Below are 19,583 nucleotides of genomic sequence, written 5' to 3' on the forward strand. Positions count from 1 at the left end.
GTTGGTGTGGGTCCAGTCATGTTGGATGTAGAAGGGTTTGAACTGGATGCGGAGGAGCGTGAAATACTGGCGCACCCGCTGGTGGGAGGCTTGATCCTGTTCACCCGCAACTATCACGATCCGGCGCAGCTGCGAGAACTGGTGCGCCAGATCCGTGCTGCATCGCGCAATCATCTGGTGGTGGCCGTCGATCAGGAAGGCGGACGCGTACAGCGTTTCCGCGAAGGCTTTACTCGCCTGCCTGCCGCCCAATCTTTTGCGGCATTACTGGGCACGGAAGAGGGTGGCAAACTGGCGCAAGAGGCCGGCTGGCTGATGGCCAGCGAGATGATTGCCATGGATATCGACATCAGTTTTGCGCCGGTTCTGGACGTGGGGCATATCAGCGCCGCCATTGGCGAACGCTCATACCATGAAGATCCGCGTATTGCGCTGGCGATAGCGAGCTGTTTCATTGACGGTATGCACGACGCGGGAATGAAAACCACCGGGAAACATTTCCCGGGACACGGTGCGGTGACCGCCGACTCGCACAAAGAGACGCCGCGCGATCCGCGTCCGGAAGCTGACATTCGTGCCAAAGATATGTCGGTGTTCCGCTCCCTGATCACCGATAACAAGCTGGACGCTATCATGCCAGCGCACGTGATTTACAGCGACGTCGACCCGCGTCCTGCAAGCGGGTCCGCGCACTGGCTGAAAACCGTTTTGCGTCAGGAACTGGGGTTTAATGGCGTGATTTTCTCAGACGATTTGTCGATGGAAGGGGCGGCGATTATGGGCAGCTACGCCGAGCGCGGTCAGGCGTCGCTGGACGCAGGTTGCGATATGATCCTCGTCTGCAATAATCGTAAAGGTGCCGTCAGCGTGCTGGATAACCTGTCGCCGATCAATGCACAGCGTGTTACACAATTGTATCATAAAGGTTCATTTAGCCGTCAGGAGCTGATGGACTCGGCGCGCTGGAAGACGGTCAACGCGCAGCTTGAAGCCCTGAATGAACGCTGGCAGGCACATAAAGCCAGCCTGTAAATCCTCCCGGAAGGCGTAGCGTGGTGAGAAGACAATGATCATCTATTTACACGGTTTTGACTCAAACAGTCCTGGTAATCATGAGAAGGTCCTGCAGCTGCAGTTTATCGATCCGGATGTCCGGCTAATCAGTTACAGCACACGCCATCCAAAGCATGATATGCAGCACCTGCTCAAAGAGGTGGACAAGATGTTGCAGCTCAACATCGATGACCGTCCGCTGATTTGTGGCGTGGGATTAGGTGGCTACTGGGCAGAGCGGATTGGATTCCTGTGCGATATCCGCCAGGTGGTGTTCAATCCTAATCTTTTCCCGAATGAGAACATGGAAGGTAAAATTGACCGCCCTGAAGAGTATGTCGATATTGCCACCAAGTGCGTCAGTAATTTTCGGGAGAAAAACCGCGACCGTTGTCTGGTGATCTTGTCGCGTAATGATGAAGCCCTTAACAGCCACCGTGCGGCTGAGCTGCTGCATCATTACTATGAAATTGTCTGGGATGAAGAACAGACCCACAAATTCAAGAACATCTCCCCGCATTTGCAGCGGATCAAAGCCTTCAAAACCCTGGGCTAAGCCACTGCGTACGACCTGCCAGGCCCGGCCGCGAAAGCGCCGGGCTTTCTTTTTGTCCAGAATTGTCTACTTTTAAGCCATCAAAACTTGATGCATATCAATTTTGGTATGACCAATGCGCCTGACGTGGTATTCTCAATGCACCTGAATGGTTTCAGTGCTGTAACCTGTTGTTAATTAAGGGTTATTTTTATAACTTTTAATTAACAATTGGTTAATAATTTGAGGGGGTCACGTTGACTACGCCATTGAAAAAGATAGTGATTGTCGGCGGTGGTGCTGGCGGGCTGGAGCTGGCTACACAGTTAGGCAAGAAGCTCGGTCGCGGCAAAAAAGCCAAAATTACGCTGGTGGATCGCAACCATAGCCATCTGTGGAAACCGCTGTTGCACGAAGTGGCGACCGGTTCACTGGATGAGGGCGTGGACGCGCTGAGCTATCTGGCACATGCGCGCAATCACCATTTCCAGTTCCAGCTGGGCTCCGTGGTGGATATCAATCGTGAGAGCAAAACCATTACCCTGGCAGAGCTGCGCGATGAAAAAGGGGAACTGCTGGTTCCTGAGCGCAAACTGCCGTATGACACGCTGGTCATGGCGCTGGGCAGTACCTCCAATGACTTCAACACACCAGGTGTAAAAGAGCACTGTATCTTCCTCGATAACCCACATCAGGCACGTCGTTTCCACCAGGAAATGCTGAACCTGTTCCTGAAGTACACCAGCAATATGGGTGCGAACGGGAAAGTTAATATCGCGATTGTTGGTGGGGGGGCGACGGGCGTCGAGCTTTCTGCTGAACTGCACAACGCGGTGAAACAGCTGCACAGCTACGGTTATAAAGGCTTAACCAATGACGCGCTGAACGTGACGCTGGTTGAAGCGGGTGAACGTATCCTGCCGGCGCTGCCTCCGCGCATTTCCGGTGCGGCGCATAATGAACTGACCAAGCTGGGCGTGCGGGTTCTGACCCAAACCATGGTGACCAGCGCGGACGACGGCGGCCTGCACACCAAAGATGGCGAGTACATCAAAGCAGACCTGATGGTCTGGGCTGCTGGCATCAAAGCGCCTGATTTTATGAAAGAGATTGGCGGGCTGGAAACGAACCGTATTAACCAGCTGGTGACCGAGCCAACCCTGCAAACCACACGCGATCCGGACATTTTCGCCATCGGCGACTGTGCTTCCTGCGCGCGTCCGGAGGGCGGTTTTGTGCCTCCGCGTGCTCAGGCAGCGCACCAGATGGCAAGCCTGGTACTGCACAATATTCTGGCGCAGTACAAAGGTAAGCCGATGAAAGCTTATGTCTATAAAGACCATGGTTCTCTGGTATCGCTCTCGAACTTCTCTACCGTCGGCAGCCTGATGGGTAACCTGATGCGCGGCTCTATGATGGTGGAAGGGCGTATTGCACGCTTTGTCTATATCTCGCTCTATCGTATGCACCAGATTGCCCTGCACGGTTACTTCAAAACCGGGCTGATGATGCTGGTGGGACGAATCAACCGCGTTATTCGACCACGCCTGAAGCTGCACTAATATTCTCTCCCTCCGGGGCCTCCGGAGGGAATTTTTAGCATATCATGCTGCTCATCGTACATTGAGTGCTTAAGAGTTCTCCTAAACACGATATATCTCTCCTCCACGTCCACTTTTTGATCCTTTGTCTTATTGGCGAAGCGCGACCTGCATTGCAAAATTGTTACCAATAGCAACAAAGGAGGAAGTCCCGTGAATAAATCAATGTTGGCGGGTATAGGGATTGGCGTCGCTGCTGCGTTAGGTGTGGCTGCCGTTGCCAGTCTCAACGTACTGGATCGCGGCCCACAATACGCACAGGTCGTGTCTGCTACCCCGATTAAAGAAACCGTGAAAACGCCTCGTCAGGAGTGCCGTAACGTCTCCGTGACCCATCGCCGTCCGGTACAGGATGAAAACCGTATCGCCGGTTCAGTACTGGGTGCGGTTGCCGGTGGTGTGATTGGCCATCAGTTTGGTGGTGGTCGTGGTAAAGATGTGGCGACCGTGGTCGGCGCGCTGGGCGGCGGCTATGCCGGTAACCAGGTGCAGGGCGCTATGCAGGATAACGACACGTACACGACGACTCAGCAGCGCTGCAAAACCGTCTATGACAAGTCGGAGAAAATGCTGGGTTACGACGTGACGTACAAAATTGGCGATCAGCAGGGCAAGATCCGCATGGATAAAGACCCGGGTACTCAAATTCCGCTGGATGGAAACGGCCAGCTGGTACTGAATAACAAAGTGTAAAAAAGATGTTCTCTGAACTTAGCTCCTCAAGCGCTCAGGCTGAGGAGCTTTTTTTTGCGTCAGATTTTGAGCAGTTCAGGCCACAGTTTCAGCGTGGTCGCGGTAATGGTTTGCAGTTTTTCCAGCGTAGCCCCTTCACGGGCGCTTATCGACATACCCTGCAAAATACAGTTCAGGTATTGCGCCAGCATCTGTGGATTGCAATGCGCAGGAATTTCACCTCGTTGTTGGCGCTGAGACAGGAACGCGCTTAGCGTCTCTTCCTGCATGGCATGGCGCGATTTCACCGTGTTGGCAATCTCTTTTGAGGAGGCCGCAAGGGTGGCAGAGGTGTTAATCATAAAGCAACCCGCAGGGGTATCTTTACTGGTGAAGCAAGTCGCGACGGTGGTGAAATAGTCCCGTAGCGCCTGTTCGACGCTTTTCTCTTCACAAAACAGCTGGGCTTCGTGTTTCGCCGCAAAGCGCGAAATGTATCTGTCCAGCACCGCCCTGAACAGCCCCTCTTTATTGGTGAATTCAGCATACAGCGTGGGTGCTTTGGCACCGGTAGCTTCCACCAGATCGGAAAGCGAGGTCGCTTCATATCCATGTTGCCAGAAGAGAGTCATGGCCTTATCAAGCGCTGCATCCCTGTCGAACACTTTTGGTCGGCCACGGCTTTTCTTCACGCAACTCGTCACGTCGGTTGTCATTTGCCGTTGGTCCTCTGTTGGTTTGTTGAATAATCATTATAAAAATAATCGCGGGTGACCACCAGCACTGATGAGAGAAAAATAAATTAATCATATGGGTATGAAAAATAACGAATTTAAAATTTAATTAATGTTCGTTATAAAAAGATGTTGACGCGTGAGCTGGATCACATTTATGATTTACCTATCGATCGTTAACTAAATAGCTAACGACCTCCAAATCATCTGCCCAAAGGTAAAAAACATGAAAAACGTAAAAACCCTCATCGCTGCTGCTGTTCTGAGTTCACTTTCTTTCGCAAGCTTCGCTGCTGTTGAAGTGCAATCAACCCCTGCTGACCAGCATAAAGTCGGGACTATCTCTGCTTCTGCCGGGACTAACCTGGGCTCACTGGAAGATCAGCTGGCGCAGAAAGCTGACGAGATGGGTGCAAAATCTTTCCGCATCACCTCAGTGACCGGTCCTAACACCCTGCACGGCACCGCTGTTATCTACAAATAAGCCTGGCTAAACCCTCATTTATGCCACTGCGATGCCACTGTAAAAAAGCCCTGCTCAGCAGGGCTTTTTTTATTGGGGATCACATCGACTGCTGGGTGACATCCTGATGCCGGGTGACATCGGTGGGCATCCCGGAACGCGCCTCCATCGCACGCTCCATCACGATGCCATCCGTGCGGGCATTCGTTTTAAAGCTCACCATCGCGGCATTCAGATTAATTGGCAGTGTCTGCGGATCGTCGCCAATGTTTTTCGATAACGGCTGGTGAATTTCAACCAGTCTTACGCCACCCGGCTCCTCAGAAACCTTAATGGGCGTATTAATAATATTCACTCGGGTACCAGGCGTGATCACGCTATAGAGCGTCTTGATATCATCATCGCGCAGACGAATACAGCCGGAACTGACGCGCATCCCGATACCGAAATCCGCATTTGTTCCATGCAGAAGGTAAACGCCACCATAGGCCGCAAGACGGATCGCGTGGTGACCCATCGGATTCTCCGGACCCGCTGGCACCACAGCCGGCAAATCAATTCCCTGTGCTTTATAGCGAGCACGAATATTAGCCGTTGGCGTCCAGGTTGGGTTGGCACGTTTATCCGATACGGTGGTGACCATTGTTGGGGTCAGCGTGTCGCCGCCCAGCTGGCCAATACCGATTGGATAAACGGTGACTTCATTTTTACCCGGCGGGTAATAGTAAAGACGCAGCTCGGCAAGGTTTATCACGATCCCTTCGCGCGCTACATCCGGGAGAATGGTCTGCAACGGGATGGTCAGGACGCTGCCAGCGCGTGGCACATAGGGGTCGACGCCAGGGTTAGCCTGCAGCAGAGCCAGAAAGCCTACGTTATATTTTTTGGCAATCGCTTCGAGCGATCCCCCATTATTTTCAACCACATGAAAACGGTTTTCGCCCACGACCTTGCTGCCAGCAGGGGGAAGAGGCCAGGTATTTGCGCGTGCAGGAAGCGCAACAGCGACCGTTGCTGCCAGCGCAAACACGGTTATCCAGCGGGTAAAACGCGAAGAGGTCATCATCACCATAATCCATATAAATAATAAGGTTATTGTTTTATAAGGCGTTAACGATAATTATGGCGAATGGGTATGTCGGGAAATCCAGGTGAAGTGCAAAGAGTTTGTAAATTGTCCCCCCGTAAGCATTGCACCAACGGGGGGAAGGGGAATTATGCGACAGCGTTCTCTTCCAGCTGACGCATAAAGTGACGAACCCACTCCATCCGGTTTTTACGATCCGTCAGCTCCTGCGTAAATTTCAGACGCGTTGGACCATCCAGACGGAAATGCTGCGGCTGTTTCTGGAGCAGACCGATTAGCCACATCGGATTAACGTGATTCTTCTCGGCAAATTCAATCACGCCACCTTTTTCATTGCCTTCGAGCTTACGAATGCCCAGCTTCTGTGCCTGCTGGCGCAGCCTCGCAATATCCAGCAGGTTTCTCGCGGCATCCGGCAACAGGCCAAAGCGATCGATCAGCTCTACCTTAATTTCATCCAGTTCGTTCTCATTTTTCGCACTGGCGATACGTTTGTAGAACGACAGACGCGTGTTCACATCCGGAATAAAATCATCCGGTAGCAGGGAAGGCATGCGCAGTTCCACCTCAGTCTGCTGGCTGGTCAGATCTTCCAGCGATGGCTCACGTCCGGCCTTCAGGGCATCGACCGCATTTTCCAGCAGCTCCATATAGAGCGAGAAGCCGATGGTTTCCATCGACCCGCTCTGGTCTTCGCCCAGAAGTTCACCTGCACCGCGGATCTCAAGGTCGTGTGTCGCCAGCGCGAAGCCCGCGCCCAGATCTTCCAGCGATGCGATAGCCTCCAGACGTTTTTGTGCATCGGTGGTCATCGCTTTCGGATGCGGGGTCAGCAGCCAGGCGTAGGCCTGATGGTGCGAGCGGCCAACGCGGCCACGCAGCTGGTGAAGCTGCGCCAGTCCAAAGTGATCCGCGCGCTCAATAATGATGGTATTGGCCGTCGGAATATCGATCCCGGTCTCAATGATGGTGGTACACACCAGGACGTTAAAGCGCTGGTGGTGGAAATCGTTCATCACCCGCTCCAGCTCGCGCTCGCGCATTTGACCGTGACCGATAGCGATGCGCGCTTCCGGCACCAGTTCTGCCAGCCTGTCCGCCGCTTTCTGGATATTTTCCACGTCGTTATAGAGATAATAGACCTGACCCCCGCGCAGTACTTCACGCAGAATAGCCTCGCGGACGACCAGGTTGTCGTACTCACGAACAAAGGTTTTTACCGCCAGACGACGTGCCGGCGGCGTGGCGATAATCGACAGGTCGCGCATGCCGCTCATCGCCATATTCAGCGTTCGCGGAATCGGTGTGGCGGTCAGGGTGAGGATATCGACGTCGGCACGCATCGCTTTAATACGCTCTTTATGACGGACCCCGAAGCGGTGTTCTTCATCGACGATCAACAGCCCCAGATCTTTCCACTTCACATCACTCTGCAGCAGCTTGTGGGTGCCGATCAGAATATCGATCTTACCCTCGCTGGCCTGTTCCAGAATCTGCGACTGCTCTTTGGTACTGCGAAAACGTGACAGCATCTCGATACGAACCGGCCAGTTGGCGAAACGGTCACGGAAGTTGTCAAAATGCTGCTGGGCGAGCAGGGTGGTAGGCACCAGTACCGCGACCTGTTTGTTGTTTTCTACCGCGAGGAAGGCGGCGCGCATCGCCACTTCGGTTTTGCCGAAGCCGACATCGCCGCAAACCAGCCTGTCCATCGCCAGCGGCTGGCACATGTCGCTCAGCACAGCATTAATGGCCTGGGCCTGATCCGGCGTGGTTTCAAACGGGAAGCTATCGCAGAACATCTGGTACTGTTGTTTATCATGCCTGAAGGCAAAGCCTTCTTTGGCCGCGCGTTGGGCGTAGATATCCAGCAGCTCTGCCGCCACATCACGCACTTTTTCCGCGGCTTTCTGCCGCGCGCGCGCCCAGGCGTCGCCGCCCAGTTTATGTAATGGCGCATGGTCTTCTGCACCGCCGGCATAGCGGCTGATGAGATGCAGGGAAGAGACCGGCACATAGAGTTTGGCGTCATTGGCGTAGGTCAGCATCAGGTATTCGCCCTTGATGCCACCGGCTTCCAGCGTCGTCATGCCCTGATAACGGCCAACTCCGTGCTCGAGGTGAACAATCGGCTGGCCGGGGTGCAGTTCGGCGAGGTTACGGATCAGCGTGTCCGGATTAATGGTGCGACGGCTGTCCTGACGGCGGCGCGCCACGCGTTCCCCCAGCAGGTCGCTTTCGCAAATCAGCGCCAGATTGTTGAGAGTATCCACAAACCCGTGCTCGGCGGAGCCAATCATCAGATAACGGCCATTACCGGTGGCTTCACTCAGGCGCAAAATACGTTTCGGGGCAATTTTGATCCGCCCCAGCAGTTCACCCAGCGCTTCCCGGCGGCCTTCGCTTTCAACGGAGAACACGACCGGCCCGGTAAAGGATTCGAGGAACTTGCGCAGATTATCCAGCGGCGACTTCTGCTGCGCCTGAACGGATAAATCCGGTAGCGTGCGGAAGGCGAGGTTGGTATTGGCGGCCTTGTCGGCGAGCGAATCGGTTTTGAGCTGCATACGCGGCCAGCGTTTCAGCTCGGCGTTCAGCTCATCAGTGCGCAGCCACAGCACTTCCGGTGGCAACAGCGGACGCATCGGGTCCACGCCCCGGTTTTCAAAGCGGGCGCGAGTTTCGCTCTCAAAACGGCTGGCGCTGGCGTCGATATCACCGGTGTTAACAATCAGCGTATTGGCCGGGAAATAGCTGAACAGCGCGGGCAGAGGCTCGTTAAAGAACAGCGGCTGCCAGTATTCAATCCCCGCCGGCAGCGTCCCTTTGCTGACCTGCTGATAGATATGTTCGGCATCGCGTTTAACGTCGAATCTGTCGCGCCACTGGCTGCGGAACAGCTCGATTGCGGTTTTGTCGGTCGGGAACTCATGTGCGGGCAGTAAATTGATGGAGTCCACTTCTTCCAGCGTGCGCTGCGTGTCGGCGTCGAACACGCGCAGGCTATCGATTTCATCATCGAAGAAATCCAGACGATACGGCTGGTCGCTGCCCATCGGGTAAAGATCGAGCAGTGCACCACGCGTGGCATATTCCCCGTGCTCCATCACCTGATCGACATGGCGATAACCGGCGCTGTCGAGCTGCGCGCGCAGGGCGTCCCGGGACAGGCGCTGGCCTTTTTTCATCACCAGCGCATGGCCATGAAGATAGCTGTGCGGACAGACCCGCTGCATCAGGGTGTTTACGGGGACGATCAGCACGCCGCGCTGCATCGTCGGTAACTGATACAGGGTCGACAGACGAGAGGAGATGATCTCCTGGTGCGGCGAGAAACTGTCATAGGGCAGCGTTTCCCAGTCGGCCAGACTGAACACCAGATTGTCAGTGAACTGGCGGATTTCATCATGCAGGCGCAGGGCATTTTGCATATCCGGGGCAACCAGTACCACCGGACCCGGGTGTCGCTCAGCGATTTCTGCCACCAGCGTGGCGCACGCCGCGCCAGTAAGTTCGCCCAGCTGGCGCTGATCGCCCGCTTTGACAGGCAAGGAATATCGATAGTGTTCAGGCATGGCTATGTCAGAGTCTCTTGGGGATATACCAACAGTATTGGGGCATATCACTGATACGCAATGTCTTTATTATCCTCGATCGTTTTACATAATCAAACCGGAACCGCACAGGGAGGAAATTCGCCCCCAAAAGGGGGCGAAAAGCGCATCAGCGGCTGGCCGATGACGGAGAAAGCGTGGAAGGCGGGGAGAAGAACACATCACCAAACAGTGCGGTGGAGACCTTACGCACCCCAAGCCCGGCAAGGGTGCAGAGCAACAGGCTGGCAAACGGGTAGACCAGAATCAACGTCAGCTCCGCCCAGACCGGCCAGTATGCGGCATTCATCTCACCAATCAGGAACAGGCTAAAGGCCTCAATCAGGATGCGATGGGTGGTATAAATCGCGATGGTATTAGAACCGATCACGTTAAGCAGATTATTAGGATGGACGGCATAACGTTGCTCAATGCTGTAGAAAAGCTTCATGATCAACACAATCGACAGCAGGGAGAGCAGCAGCGGGACGTTAGCAAACCACAGCACCACAGAGACGGCAGCGAACGCGGCTAACGCCAGCCAGGCGCGACGCAGATTGAACCCTTTCATCCACGCCATCAGCTCAGCGCCATACCACGCGCCGAGGCTGTAGTAGATCATGTTGCGCACCACGCTGTTCATTCCCCACCACGGCAGCGGCAGGAAGTTTATCGCGACGCTCGCCAGTGCCAGCAGCCCCAGTACCGGCAGCTTCCAGCGGCTCAGCAGTTTACACAGCGTGAAATAGACCACCAGGGCATACAGATACCAGAGACTGGTGCTGGCGGTGAGCATTCCCTTCACAAACCCGGAAAGGGAATCGGCATAGGCCGCATTGGAGGAAGTGGCCAGTTCACGCTCGGGAGCAAGCCAGGCGTTGAGGTGGCTCAGCGCCTGCCATTGCAGAACGCCCCACAGCGCCAGTACCCAGACAATGCTCCAGATCCGTTTATCGAGACTGGTACGCCAGTCCACCTCATCGATGTAACGTCGAATCAGATAGCCGGAAATGAAGAAAAACACCGGCATGCGGAAGGGAGCAAGATAGAGATTAAAATAGACCCAACATTTGGCGAGAAGACCGGATAACGGATGTTGTAACCCATTGAGATGGGGATAAAAGGTGATGACTGAATGGTAGATAACCACCAGGCAGATACACAGCCCTTTTATGTGGTTAATCCATAATGCTTTTTGCTTCATTGTTCGCGACTACCTTTTTGCCATAAACGAACGAACAATTGTTGTTAAACAAAACCGTGATGTAACGGGTAACAGTCTGTATCAGGAGGTTTTTCGGAAAAGGTGGAGGCTGTACAGTGAGGTTTCAGAGAGTAGTACCCTGATTTATCTGAATTTTTCAGAAAAATGATTACCAAAGCTTACGGTTTCAGTCATTTACGCTTAAGGGATTCGCTTATATACTCGTGGGTCTGCTATCAGCAAACAGACGGATTTCATGTACCAACCTGTCGCACTCTTCATAGGCTTACGTTACATGCGTGGGCGCGCCGCGGACCGCTTCGGTCGTTTTGTCTCCTGGCTTTCGACTATTGGCATTACGCTTGGCGTAATGGCTCTGGTGACGGTTCTTTCCGTCATGAACGGCTTTGAGCGCGAGCTGCAAAACAACATCCTGGGGCTGATGCCGCAGGCTATCCTCTCCTCAACCAACGGTTCCGTTAACCCACAACAGCTCCCGGAAAGCGCGGCGAAGTTACAGGGTGTCACGCGCGTTGCGCCGTTAACCACGGGCGATGTGGTGCTGCAAAGCGCCCGTAGCGTGGCGGTTGGCGTGATGCTGGGTATTGACCCGGCGCAAAACGACCCGCTGACGCCGTTCCTCGTGAACGTGAAGCAGACCGACCTGGAAGCTGGCAAATATAACGTGATCCTCGGCGAGCAACTGGCCGGGCAGCTTGGCGTCAACCGTGGTGACCAGCTGCGCGTAATGGTACCGTCGGCCAGTCAGTTTACGCCGATGGGACGTTTGCCAAGCCAGCGCTTGTTCACGGTGGTTGGCACGTTTGCCGCCAACAGCGAAGTCGATGGTTATCAGATGCTGGTGAATATTCAGGACGCGTCACGTCTGATGCGCTATCCGGCGGGGAATATCACTGGCTGGCGCCTGTGGCTCGACGCCCCGCTAAAAGTGGATACCCTCAGCCAGCAAACGTTGCCGGAAGGGACCAAATGGCAGGACTGGCGTGAACGCAAGGGCGAGCTGTTCCAGGCCGTGCGGATGGAAAAAAATATGATGGGGCTGCTGCTGAGCCTGATCGTGGCGGTCGCAGCCTTCAACATCATCACCTCACTGGGGTTGATGGTGATGGAAAAGCAGGGTGAGGTCGCCATTCTGCAGACTCAGGGGTTAACGCCGCGCCAGATCATGGCGGTATTTATGGTGCAGGGTGCCAGTGCCGGGATTATCGGTGCGCTACTCGGTGCGGCCCTGGGGGCGCTGCTCGCCAGCCAGCTTAACAATTTAATGCCGATCATCGGCGCTCTGCTTGATGGTGCGGCGCTGCCCGTGGCTATCGAACCGTTACAGGTGATTGGAATTGCGCTGGCTGCGATGGCCATTGCGCTGCTTTCTACGCTTTATCCTTCCTGGCGCGCTGCCGCCACTCAACCCGCTGAGGCTTTACGTTATGAATAAGATCCTGTTGCAATGCGACAACCTGTCCAAACGCTATCAGGAAGGCACTGTGCAGACTGACGTGCTGCACAATGTGAGCTTCAGCGTGGGCGAAGGTGAGATGATGGCGATTGTGGGCAGTTCCGGCTCCGGCAAAAGTACGTTATTACACCTGCTCGGTGGGCTGGATACACCCACCAGCGGTGACGTGATTTTCTCCGGCCAGCCGATGAGCAAAATGTCATCTGCGGCAAAAGCGGAGCTGCGTAACCGCGAGCTGGGCTTTATCTACCAGTTCCACCACCTGCTGCCGGATTTCACGGCGCTGGAAAACGTGGCGATGCCGCTGCTGATTGGTAAAAAGAAACCCGCAGAAATTAACACCCGCGCCAGCGATATGCTGAAAGCGGTTGGGCTTGGGCATCGCGGTAACCATCGTCCTTCTGAACTTTCCGGCGGTGAACGCCAGCGTGTGGCCATTGCGCGTGCGCTGGTCAACAATCCGCGCCTGGTACTGGCGGATGAGCCAACGGGTAACCTGGACGCCCGCAACGCGGACAGTATTTTCCAGCTGCTGGGTGAGTTGAATGCCTCGCAGGGAACCGCGTTTCTGGTGGTAACCCACGATCTCCAGCTGGCAAAACGGATGGGACGTCAGCTTGAGATGCGCGACGGTCATCTGAACCCAGAACTGACCCTGATGGGGGCGGAGTAATGGCTTCACCGTTATCGTTACTCATAGGGTTGCGTTTTAGCCGCGGACGTCGTCGCGGCGGCATGGTGTCACTGATCTCGGTGATCTCCACCATCGGTATTGCGCTGGGAGTGGCGGTGCTGATCGTGGGCCTTAGCGCCATGAACGGCTTTGAGCGTGAACTGAATAACCGCATCCTGGCGGTGGTCCCGCACGGTGAAATCGAACCGGTGAATCAGCCGTGGACGCACTGGAGCGATGCCCTGAGCAAAATCGAAAAAGTGCCAGGCATCGTGGCGGCCGCGCCTTACATTAACTTTACCGGGCTGGTCGAGAGCGGCGTTAACCTGCGCGCCATTCAGGTAAAAGGGGTGAACCCGGTGCAGGAAGAGCGCCTCAGCGCGTTGCCGAAATATGTTCAAAACGGCGCGTGGGCAAACTTTAAGGCCGGTGAACAGCAAATTATTATGGGCAAAGGCGTTGCCGAGGCCCTGAAGGTTAAGCAGGGCGATTGGGTCTCTATCATGATCCCGAACGCCAGTGCCGACCACAAGCTGCAGCAGCCTAAACGCGTACGTCTGCACGTCACCGGTATTCTTCAGTTAAGCGGCCAGCTCGATCACAGCTTTGCGATGGTGCCGATGGAAGATGCGCGCCAGTATCTCGACATGGCCGACAGCGTGACGGGGATTGCCATTAAGGTCAACGACGTCTTCAACGCCAATAAACTGGTGCGTGATGCCGGCAGCGTGACCAATAACTATGTCTACATCAAAAGCTGGATTGGCACTTACGGTTATATGTACCGTGATATCCAGATGATCCGCGCCATTATGTATCTGGCGATGGTGCTGGTGATTGGGGTCGCGTGCTTTAATATCGTTTCGACGCTGGTGATGGCGGTCAAAGACAAGAGCGGCGACATCGCCGTCCTGCGTACCCTGGGGGCAAAAGACGGTCTTATTCGCGCCATCTTTGTCTGGTACGGTCTGCTGGCTGGACTGTTCGGGAGCCTCTGTGGCGTGGTGATTGGCGTGGTGGTTTCTCTGCAGTTGACGCCAATTATCAATGGCATCGAGGCGCTTATTGGCCACCAGTTCCTGTCAGGTGATATCTATTTTATTGACTTCCTGCCGTCTGAATTGCACTGGCTGGACGTTTTTTATGTGCTGGTAACGGCACTTTTACTGAGTCTGCTGGCAAGCTGGTATCCGGCGCGTCGCGCAAGCCGAATTGATCCGGCGAGGGTACTAAGTGGCCAGTAATTACGTCATGATTTAGCGGTCGTCAGGCCGCCAAATCAAAAAGAGGAATGCATGATGTATTATGGATTTGATATTGGCGGCACCAAAATTGCGCTGGGCGTGTTTGATAAAAACCTCAAACTGCAGTGGGAAACCCGCGTTCCCACACCACGCGAAAGCTATGATGAATTTTTAACCGCCATTGCCGCGCTGGTGGCGCAAGCTGATTCACGTTTTGCCGTGAAAGGCAGCGTCGGCATTGGTATTCCGGGAATGCCCGAAACTGACGATGGTACGCTGTATGCGGCCAACGTTCCTGCTGCCAGCGGTAAACCGCTGCGCGCCGATCTCTCCGCTCTGCTTGAACGCGACGTGCGTTTAGATAATGATGCCAACTGTTTTGCACTCTCCGAAGCCTGGGACGATGAGTTTCAGCGCTATCCGCTGGTGATGGGGCTGATCCTCGGCACGGGCGTAGGGGGAGGGATCGTCATCAACGGTAAGCCGATTACCGGGCGCAGTTACATTACGGGAGAGTTCGGCCATATCCGCCTGCCGGTTGATGCCCTGGCGGTCGTCGGGCGCGACTTCCCGCTGACCCGCTGCGGTTGCGGTCAGCACGGCTGTATTGAGAACTACCTCTCCGGACGTGGGTTTGCATGGCTTTACGAACACTTCTATCATCAGAAACTTGAAGCCCCTCAAATCATTACCTTGTGGGAGCAGGGGGATGCGCAGGCGCGAGAGCACGTTGAGCGCTATCTGGATTTGCTGGCGGTGTGTCTGGGAAATATTCTCACCATCGTCGACCCGGATCTGCTGGTGATTGGTGGAGGGCTTTCAAACTTTAGCGCGTTAACGGAACAGCTGTCCGGGCGTTTGCCCCGACATTTATTGCCGGTTGCCCGCGTGCCGCGTATTGAACGTGCGCGACACGGGGACGCAGGAGGGATGCGCGGAGCCGCATTCCTTCATCTCACCGATTAGTTTACGAGGTTTTTATGCTGTCGCGTCGCTTAGGTCGACTCAGCCGTTTTCGCAAAAATAAACGCCGCTTACGTGAGCGCTTGCGCCAGCGGATCTTTTTCAGAGACAGAATGATGCCAGAAGCGATGGATAAACCCAGAGTGGTGGTGCTGACCGGGGCGGGGATCTCCGCAGAGTCAGGTATTCGTACTTTCCGCGCTGCGGACGGGTTATGGGAAGAGCACCGTGTTGAGGATGTGGCGACGCCGGAAGGCTTTGCCCGCGATCCGGATCTTGTGCAGGCGTTTTATAACGCCCGCCGTCGTCAGCTGCAGCAGCCAGAGGTTGTGCCTAATCCGGCGCATCTGGCGCTGGCGAAGCTGGAAGAGGCGCTTGGCGATCGTTTTTTGCTGGTTACGCAGAATATCGACAATCTGCATGAACGGGCCGGTAACAAAAACATCATCCATATGCACGGTGAACTGCTGAAAGTTCGCTGCGCCTGGAGCGGTCAGGTGCTGGACTGGAAAGAGGACGTGCTGCCTGAAGATAAGTGCCACTGCTGCCAGTTTCCGTCGCGCCTGCGCCCGCATGTGGTCTGGTTTGGTGAAATGCCGCTTGGTATGGATGACATCTACAGCGCGCTGGCCATGGCGGATGTCTTTATCGCTATTGGCACGTCTGGCCATGTCTATCCGGCGGCCGGCTTTGTTCACGAAGCGCGGCTGCACGGCGCGCATACGGTTGAGCTGAATCTGGAGCCGAGCCAGGTGGGCAGCGAGTTCGAAGAGAAGCACTATGGCCTGGCCAGTACCGTCGTACCGGAGTTTGTCGATAAGCTCCTGAAAGGGCTGTAATCGCGATAGCCTGAAAAGGCACCCGTCCTGCGGGTGCCTTTTTTGTTTATGGCGTAAAGTAGGCCAGCGTTTTCTCCAGCGATTTTGCCTGTTCGTCCAGTGACAGGGCCGCTGCCGAGATCTGTTGTACCAGGGACGCGTTTTGCTGGGTCGTGCTGTCCATCTGATTGACGGCAATGCTGACCTGGCTAATTCCCCGATTCTGCTCATCCAGAGCCTGAACAATATCGTTTATCACCAGATGCACATGCGACACGGCCTCAATGACCTGCTTCATCATGACGCCGGTTTCATTGACCAGCTCAACGCCTTTGCTGACACGGCCTGAAGACTCGGCTATCAGCTGGGAGATCTCTTTTGCCGCGTTGGCGCTTCGCTGGGCAAGGTTGCGCACTTCACCCGCCACCACTGCAAAACCGCGCCCCTGTTCGCCCGCGCGCGCCGCTTCTACGGCGGCATTCAGCGCCAGAATATTGGTCTGGAAGGCGATACCGTCCACAATGCTGTTGATCTCTCCAATCTTACGGGCGCTTTCGTCAATTTCCCCAATCACCACCACGACATCGTTGACCAGCGTCTCGCCATGTCCGGCAAGGGTCGCGGCGCGATCGGTAAGGGTGGTAGCTTTGTGCGCATTGTCGGCGTTATTTTTCACCGTGACCGAAATCTCTTCCATGCTGGCCGCGGTTTCGACAATCGCCGCTGCCTGTTCTTCGGTGCGTGAGGCCAGATCGAGATTGCCTGCCGAAATTTCACTGGTGCCACCGTGAACGGAGTGGCTGGCTTCGCTGATGTTACCCACGATGCGCTTGAGCTGCATCTGCATGGTGTGCAGGGCGTAAAAAATACTGCTGGTATCCCCGGGACGCACCGGGATAGCGTTGTTCAGGTCGCCTCCGGCCACGGCCAGCGCGATCCCGGCGGCATCTGACGGTTCGCCCCCCACCGGACGGTCCACTTTACGGGTAAAGATTTGCGCCATGACCAGGCTGACAACCACAATGCTTAACACCATCAGGAGGATGGCTTTCAGTAAAAATTGTCTTGCCTCGGCCATCACTTCGCTGACCGGGGTGACGATAGCCAGCTTCCAGGGCGTCTGACTGTTGCCGATGGTAATCGCCTGCCAGGTGATAAATGCCTCTTCCTTCAGTTGAGGATCGTTTGTGCGTATCACCTCATCCCCTGTGACAGTTCCGGTGTAAGGCTTGCCTACGGCACGTTTATCCGGGCTGGAAACCACGCTGTTGCCCGCCGACAGAAGCAGGGCGTAGCCTGTACCGTTCCACGGTTTAATCGCCCCGATCATCGATTGCAGGGTAGCGAGTGAGAAATCCGACGTGACGGACCCCAGGAACTGACCCTCACGCATGATGGGGGCGGCAATCGAGGTGAGCATTACGTCCACCCCATTGTAGGGATAAATATAGGGTTCGATGATGACATCTTTTTGCCGTTGCTTCGGCAGCAGATAATAATCGCCGCTGCCGGGCGTTTCGATGTCCGTCAGCAGATGTAATGCCGGTTTGCCTGTGGCGTCGCGGTCAACGTAGCGGGCGTAACGTCCGGCGGGATCTTCACCGCTCTGACCGGCAAAGGTGGCATCGTTGCCATCGAAGGCATCAGGTTCAAAGGCCATCGACATTGAAAGAAACTGAGGGTGCGCTGAGAGATAATGGATTAGCAGCTGGTTGAGCCCCTGTCGATCAGCGATGCCCGCGTCGCGCAGTGCCTGAGCGCTATTTCCCATGTCACGCGCGGCCGCCAGGGCGGAATCCATCTGTTTACTGACCTGCAAAGACTGCACTTCAGCAATCTGGCGGATGTGTTTTTTAGCCAGCACTTCTTGCTGATCCATCCACTGCCACATCATAAAACCGATCGTTGCCGTAAAGCCCACCGTCACGGTGAGGAAAATGGACAATAGCATCAACGTCTTGACTCTTATTTTTTGTTTTCGGACCATGGCGTCTTTCATTCTCAACTCCCGTAATGACGTGCATGTCGGGCAGGCACAGATCACTTATCGGATATTTCGCCATGTTTCTGTAGAGCACCGGGTATATTTAATTTAAATTTTTGATCGCTAATTCCCGTTAATTAGTGTGGATGCTTTTATTTTGTGCATTCAATCAAATTAGTGTTCGATAATGCTCGTTATCGTTGTGCAGATAGGGGATGCTAATAAATATAAAGACGTTCAGGAGGATGGGATATGTATGGATTTATCGCGAGACAACCCATTTTTAACCTCGATATGAATACCGTGGCCTATGAGCTGCTTTTCAGAGACGGAATGACCAACCGTTTCCCCGATGTGTCGGCGGAATATGCCACGTCCAGAATGATATCAGACCAGTTCTTATCCGTGCCGTCCCAGCGCATCGCCGGAGAACATACGTCGTTTATCAATTTTCCTTCCCGGATGATCATTGACCGCAGCGCTGAGGCGCTGGACAAAAACAACGTGGTCATTGAGATCCTTGAGGATGCTGACCCGGGTGAGGCGCTTTTGCAGGCCGTGAGAGAAATGTATGAGCACGGGTACTGCTTTGCGCTCGATGATTTCACTCTCGCACCGGAATGGGATGTTTTTTTGCCCTATATTTCCATCATCAAATTCGATGTCCAGAATTACACCTTAGCGCAAATTAAAAATTACCTGAGTGAGCGTAAAAGCCTGACCGGGCATATTAAATATCTGGCTGAAAAAATTGAGACTAAAGAGGAATTCAAACAATACAGCGATGCCGGATTTTCTCTTTTTCAGGGATATTTTTTCTGTCGTCCGGAGGTGATTAAATATAAACGGCTATCGCAAAATCAGCTTGCAATTTTCCGTCTGCAAATGGAAGTAGGGCGCAATAAACCTGACTTTCGGATCATCGAGTCGTTAATCAAAAGCGACCTCACGCTGTCCTATAAAATCATGCGCTATATGAAGCACACCGCTTTTAAACACATGGGGGCCTGTAATTTCAGCAAGTTAACGCTGAGTGAAGTGCTGAGGTATCTCGGGGAAAATCAGCTCAGAAGGTTTGTGGCCGTTGTAGTGCTGGCAAGTGCAGCCAACGACACCGTCACCGAGCTTTACCCGATGAGTATGATGCGCGGGAAATTCTGTGAACTGATTGCCGAGAAACTGAATGAGCCGATGCTGGCTGAGAATGCGTTCATGTGCGGTCTGTTCTCACTGCTTGATACCCTGCTTGAGCTGCCGATGGCAGAGCTGATGACGCAAATTGCTGTCCCGCAGAGCGTGAGTAATGCGTTGTGCCATCAGGAAGGGCAGTTAGCGGACATGGTTCGCCTCTGCCATTATTACGAGCAACAGCAGTGGGATGAGGCAAGCAGAATAAGTCACGCGCTGGGGCTGGCAGAGGAAGACATCGTAGAGGCGATGAGGAAGGCCACGATCTGGGCCGGGGAGAACGCCGTCAGTTAA

The 19,583-nt window shown here is 54.5% G+C and carries 16 protein-coding genes; 11 read left to right on the top strand and 5 right to left on the bottom strand.

Annotated features, from left to right (window positions below):
- The first annotated feature begins 6 nt into the window (after positions 1-6).
- The 4 genes from nagZ to ACN9MQ_RS08490 all read left to right on the top strand — a co-directional run bounded on the left by nagZ (position 7) and on the right by ACN9MQ_RS08490 (position 3,882).
- On the top strand, positions 7-1,032 hold the full coding sequence (nagZ, locus tag ACN9MQ_RS08475) for a beta-N-acetylhexosaminidase (RefSeq protein ID WP_020884661.1): 1,026 nt from the start codon (positions 7-9) through the stop codon (positions 1,030-1,032).
- 34 nt (positions 1,033-1,066) lie between these two features.
- On the top strand, positions 1,067-1,609 hold the full coding sequence (ycfP, locus tag ACN9MQ_RS08480) for an alpha/beta hydrolase YcfP (RefSeq protein ID WP_013097106.1): 543 nt from the start codon (positions 1,067-1,069) through the stop codon (positions 1,607-1,609).
- 236 nt (positions 1,610-1,845) lie between these two features.
- On the top strand, positions 1,846-3,150 hold the full coding sequence (locus ACN9MQ_RS08485) for an NAD(P)/FAD-dependent oxidoreductase (RefSeq protein ID WP_025204449.1): 1,305 nt from the start codon (positions 1,846-1,848) through the stop codon (positions 3,148-3,150).
- 192 nt (positions 3,151-3,342) lie between these two features.
- A complete protein-coding gene (locus tag ACN9MQ_RS08490) occupies positions 3,343-3,882 on the top strand; it encodes a glycine zipper 2TM domain-containing protein (protein WP_008500779.1) in 540 nt (179 codons plus the stop codon).
- A 59-nt stretch (positions 3,883-3,941) separates the two neighbouring features.
- Here ACN9MQ_RS08490 and comR read toward each other — a convergent pair whose 3' ends face one another.
- Positions 3,942-4,577: a TetR family copper-responsive transcriptional repressor ComR gene (gene comR / locus ACN9MQ_RS08495; RefSeq protein WP_193161891.1), complete on the bottom strand. Its 636-nt coding sequence runs from the start codon at positions 4,575-4,577 to the stop codon at positions 3,942-3,944.
- A gap of 244 nt (positions 4,578-4,821) precedes the next feature.
- Here comR and bhsA point away from each other — a divergent pair, with 244 nt between their 5' ends.
- Positions 4,822-5,079: a multiple stress resistance protein BhsA gene (gene bhsA, locus ACN9MQ_RS08500; protein ID WP_013097102.1), complete on the top strand. Its 258-nt coding sequence runs from the start codon at positions 4,822-4,824 to the stop codon at positions 5,077-5,079.
- Between the two features lie 79 nt (positions 5,080-5,158).
- Here bhsA and ldtC read toward each other — a convergent pair whose 3' ends face one another.
- The 3 genes from ldtC to ACN9MQ_RS08515 form a co-directional block, all read right to left on the bottom strand.
- Positions 5,159-6,124, bottom strand: a complete 966-nt coding sequence (gene ldtC, locus ACN9MQ_RS08505; RefSeq protein ID WP_032681246.1) for a L,D-transpeptidase LdtC — start codon at positions 6,122-6,124, stop codon at positions 5,159-5,161.
- Positions 6,125-6,273: 149 nt separating this feature from the next.
- Positions 6,274-9,720, bottom strand: coding sequence for a transcription-repair coupling factor (gene mfd, locus ACN9MQ_RS08510; protein ID WP_020884658.1), 3,447 nt, complete (start codon positions 9,718-9,720; stop codon positions 6,274-6,276).
- Positions 9,721-9,868: 148 nt separating this feature from the next.
- Positions 9,869-10,942, bottom strand: a complete 1,074-nt coding sequence (locus ACN9MQ_RS08515; RefSeq protein WP_410377393.1) for an acyltransferase family protein — start codon at positions 10,940-10,942, stop codon at positions 9,869-9,871.
- A gap of 256 nt (positions 10,943-11,198) precedes the next feature.
- Between ACN9MQ_RS08515 and lolC the strand changes: the two genes are divergently transcribed.
- The 5 genes from lolC to cobB are packed head-to-tail and all read left to right on the top strand — an operon-like array spanning position 11,199 to position 16,138.
- Positions 11,199-12,398: a lipoprotein-releasing ABC transporter permease subunit LolC gene (lolC, locus tag ACN9MQ_RS08520; protein WP_032681244.1), complete on the top strand. Its 1,200-nt coding sequence runs from the start codon at positions 11,199-11,201 to the stop codon at positions 12,396-12,398.
- A complete protein-coding gene (gene lolD / locus ACN9MQ_RS08525; RefSeq protein ID WP_020884656.1) occupies positions 12,391-13,092 on the top strand; it encodes a lipoprotein-releasing ABC transporter ATP-binding protein LolD in 702 nt (233 codons plus the stop codon). Before lolC ends, lolD begins: the two co-directional genes overlap by 8 nt.
- Positions 13,092-14,336 carry a lipoprotein-releasing ABC transporter permease subunit LolE gene (gene lolE, locus ACN9MQ_RS08530; protein ID WP_014169597.1) on the top strand — a complete coding sequence of 415 codons (1,245 nt, stop codon included), beginning with the start codon at positions 13,092-13,094 and terminating at the stop codon, positions 14,334-14,336. Before lolD ends, lolE begins: the two co-directional genes overlap by 1 nt.
- A gap of 54 nt (positions 14,337-14,390) precedes the next feature.
- Positions 14,391-15,302 (top strand): N-acetylglucosamine kinase, encoded by a 912-nt coding sequence (gene nagK, locus ACN9MQ_RS08535; RefSeq protein WP_020884655.1) that lies wholly within the window; start codon positions 14,391-14,393, stop codon positions 15,300-15,302.
- Between the two features lie 14 nt (positions 15,303-15,316).
- On the top strand, positions 15,317-16,138 hold the full coding sequence (cobB, locus tag ACN9MQ_RS08540) for a Sir2 family NAD+-dependent deacetylase (protein ID WP_014169599.1): 822 nt from the start codon (positions 15,317-15,319) through the stop codon (positions 16,136-16,138).
- A gap of 46 nt (positions 16,139-16,184) precedes the next feature.
- On the opposite strand, the gene ACN9MQ_RS08545 is transcribed toward cobB, so the two are convergent.
- A complete protein-coding gene (locus tag ACN9MQ_RS08545) occupies positions 16,185-18,116 on the bottom strand; it encodes a methyl-accepting chemotaxis protein (RefSeq protein WP_047357241.1) in 1,932 nt (643 codons plus the stop codon).
- 237 nt (positions 18,117-18,353) lie between these two features.
- On the opposite strand from ACN9MQ_RS08545, the gene ACN9MQ_RS08550 reads away from it, so the two are divergent.
- On the top strand, positions 18,354-19,583 hold the full coding sequence (locus ACN9MQ_RS08550) for an EAL and HDOD domain-containing protein (RefSeq protein ID WP_223398143.1): 1,230 nt from the start codon (positions 18,354-18,356) through the stop codon (positions 19,581-19,583).

Source organism: Enterobacter sp. R-25, assembly GCF_049913205.1.
Taxonomy (GTDB): Bacteria; Pseudomonadota; Gammaproteobacteria; order Enterobacterales; family Enterobacteriaceae; genus Enterobacter; species Enterobacter ludwigii.

Coding starts and splice junctions, on each gene's coding strand:
- lolC (WP_032681244.1), top strand. CDS start 11,199: ATGTACCAACCTGTCGCACTCTTCATAGGCTTACGTTACATGCGTGGG.
- lolD (WP_020884656.1), top strand. CDS start 12,391: ATGAATAAGATCCTGTTGCAATGCGACAACCTGTCCAAACGCTATCAG.
- cobB (WP_014169599.1), top strand. CDS start 15,317: ATGCTGTCGCGTCGCTTAGGTCGACTCAGCCGTTTTCGCAAAAATAAA.
- ACN9MQ_RS08550 (WP_223398143.1), top strand. CDS start 18,354: ATGTATGGATTTATCGCGAGACAACCCATTTTTAACCTCGATATGAAT.
- ACN9MQ_RS08515 (WP_410377393.1), bottom strand. CDS start 10,942: ATGAAGCAAAAAGCATTATGGATTAACCACATAAAAGGGCTGTGTATC.
- nagK (WP_020884655.1), top strand. CDS start 14,391: ATGTATTATGGATTTGATATTGGCGGCACCAAAATTGCGCTGGGCGTG.
- comR (WP_193161891.1), bottom strand. CDS start 4,577: ATGACAACCGACGTGACGAGTTGCGTGAAGAAAAGCCGTGGCCGACCA.
- lolE (WP_014169597.1), top strand. CDS start 13,092: ATGGCTTCACCGTTATCGTTACTCATAGGGTTGCGTTTTAGCCGCGGA.
- mfd (WP_020884658.1), bottom strand. CDS start 9,720: ATGCCTGAACACTATCGATATTCCTTGCCTGTCAAAGCGGGCGATCAG.
- ACN9MQ_RS08545 (WP_047357241.1), bottom strand. CDS start 18,116: ATGAAAGACGCCATGGTCCGAAAACAAAAAATAAGAGTCAAGACGTTG.
- ycfP (WP_013097106.1), top strand. CDS start 1,067: ATGATCATCTATTTACACGGTTTTGACTCAAACAGTCCTGGTAATCAT.
- ldtC (WP_032681246.1), bottom strand. CDS start 6,124: ATGATGACCTCTTCGCGTTTTACCCGCTGGATAACCGTGTTTGCGCTG.
- bhsA (WP_013097102.1), top strand. CDS start 4,822: ATGAAAAACGTAAAAACCCTCATCGCTGCTGCTGTTCTGAGTTCACTT.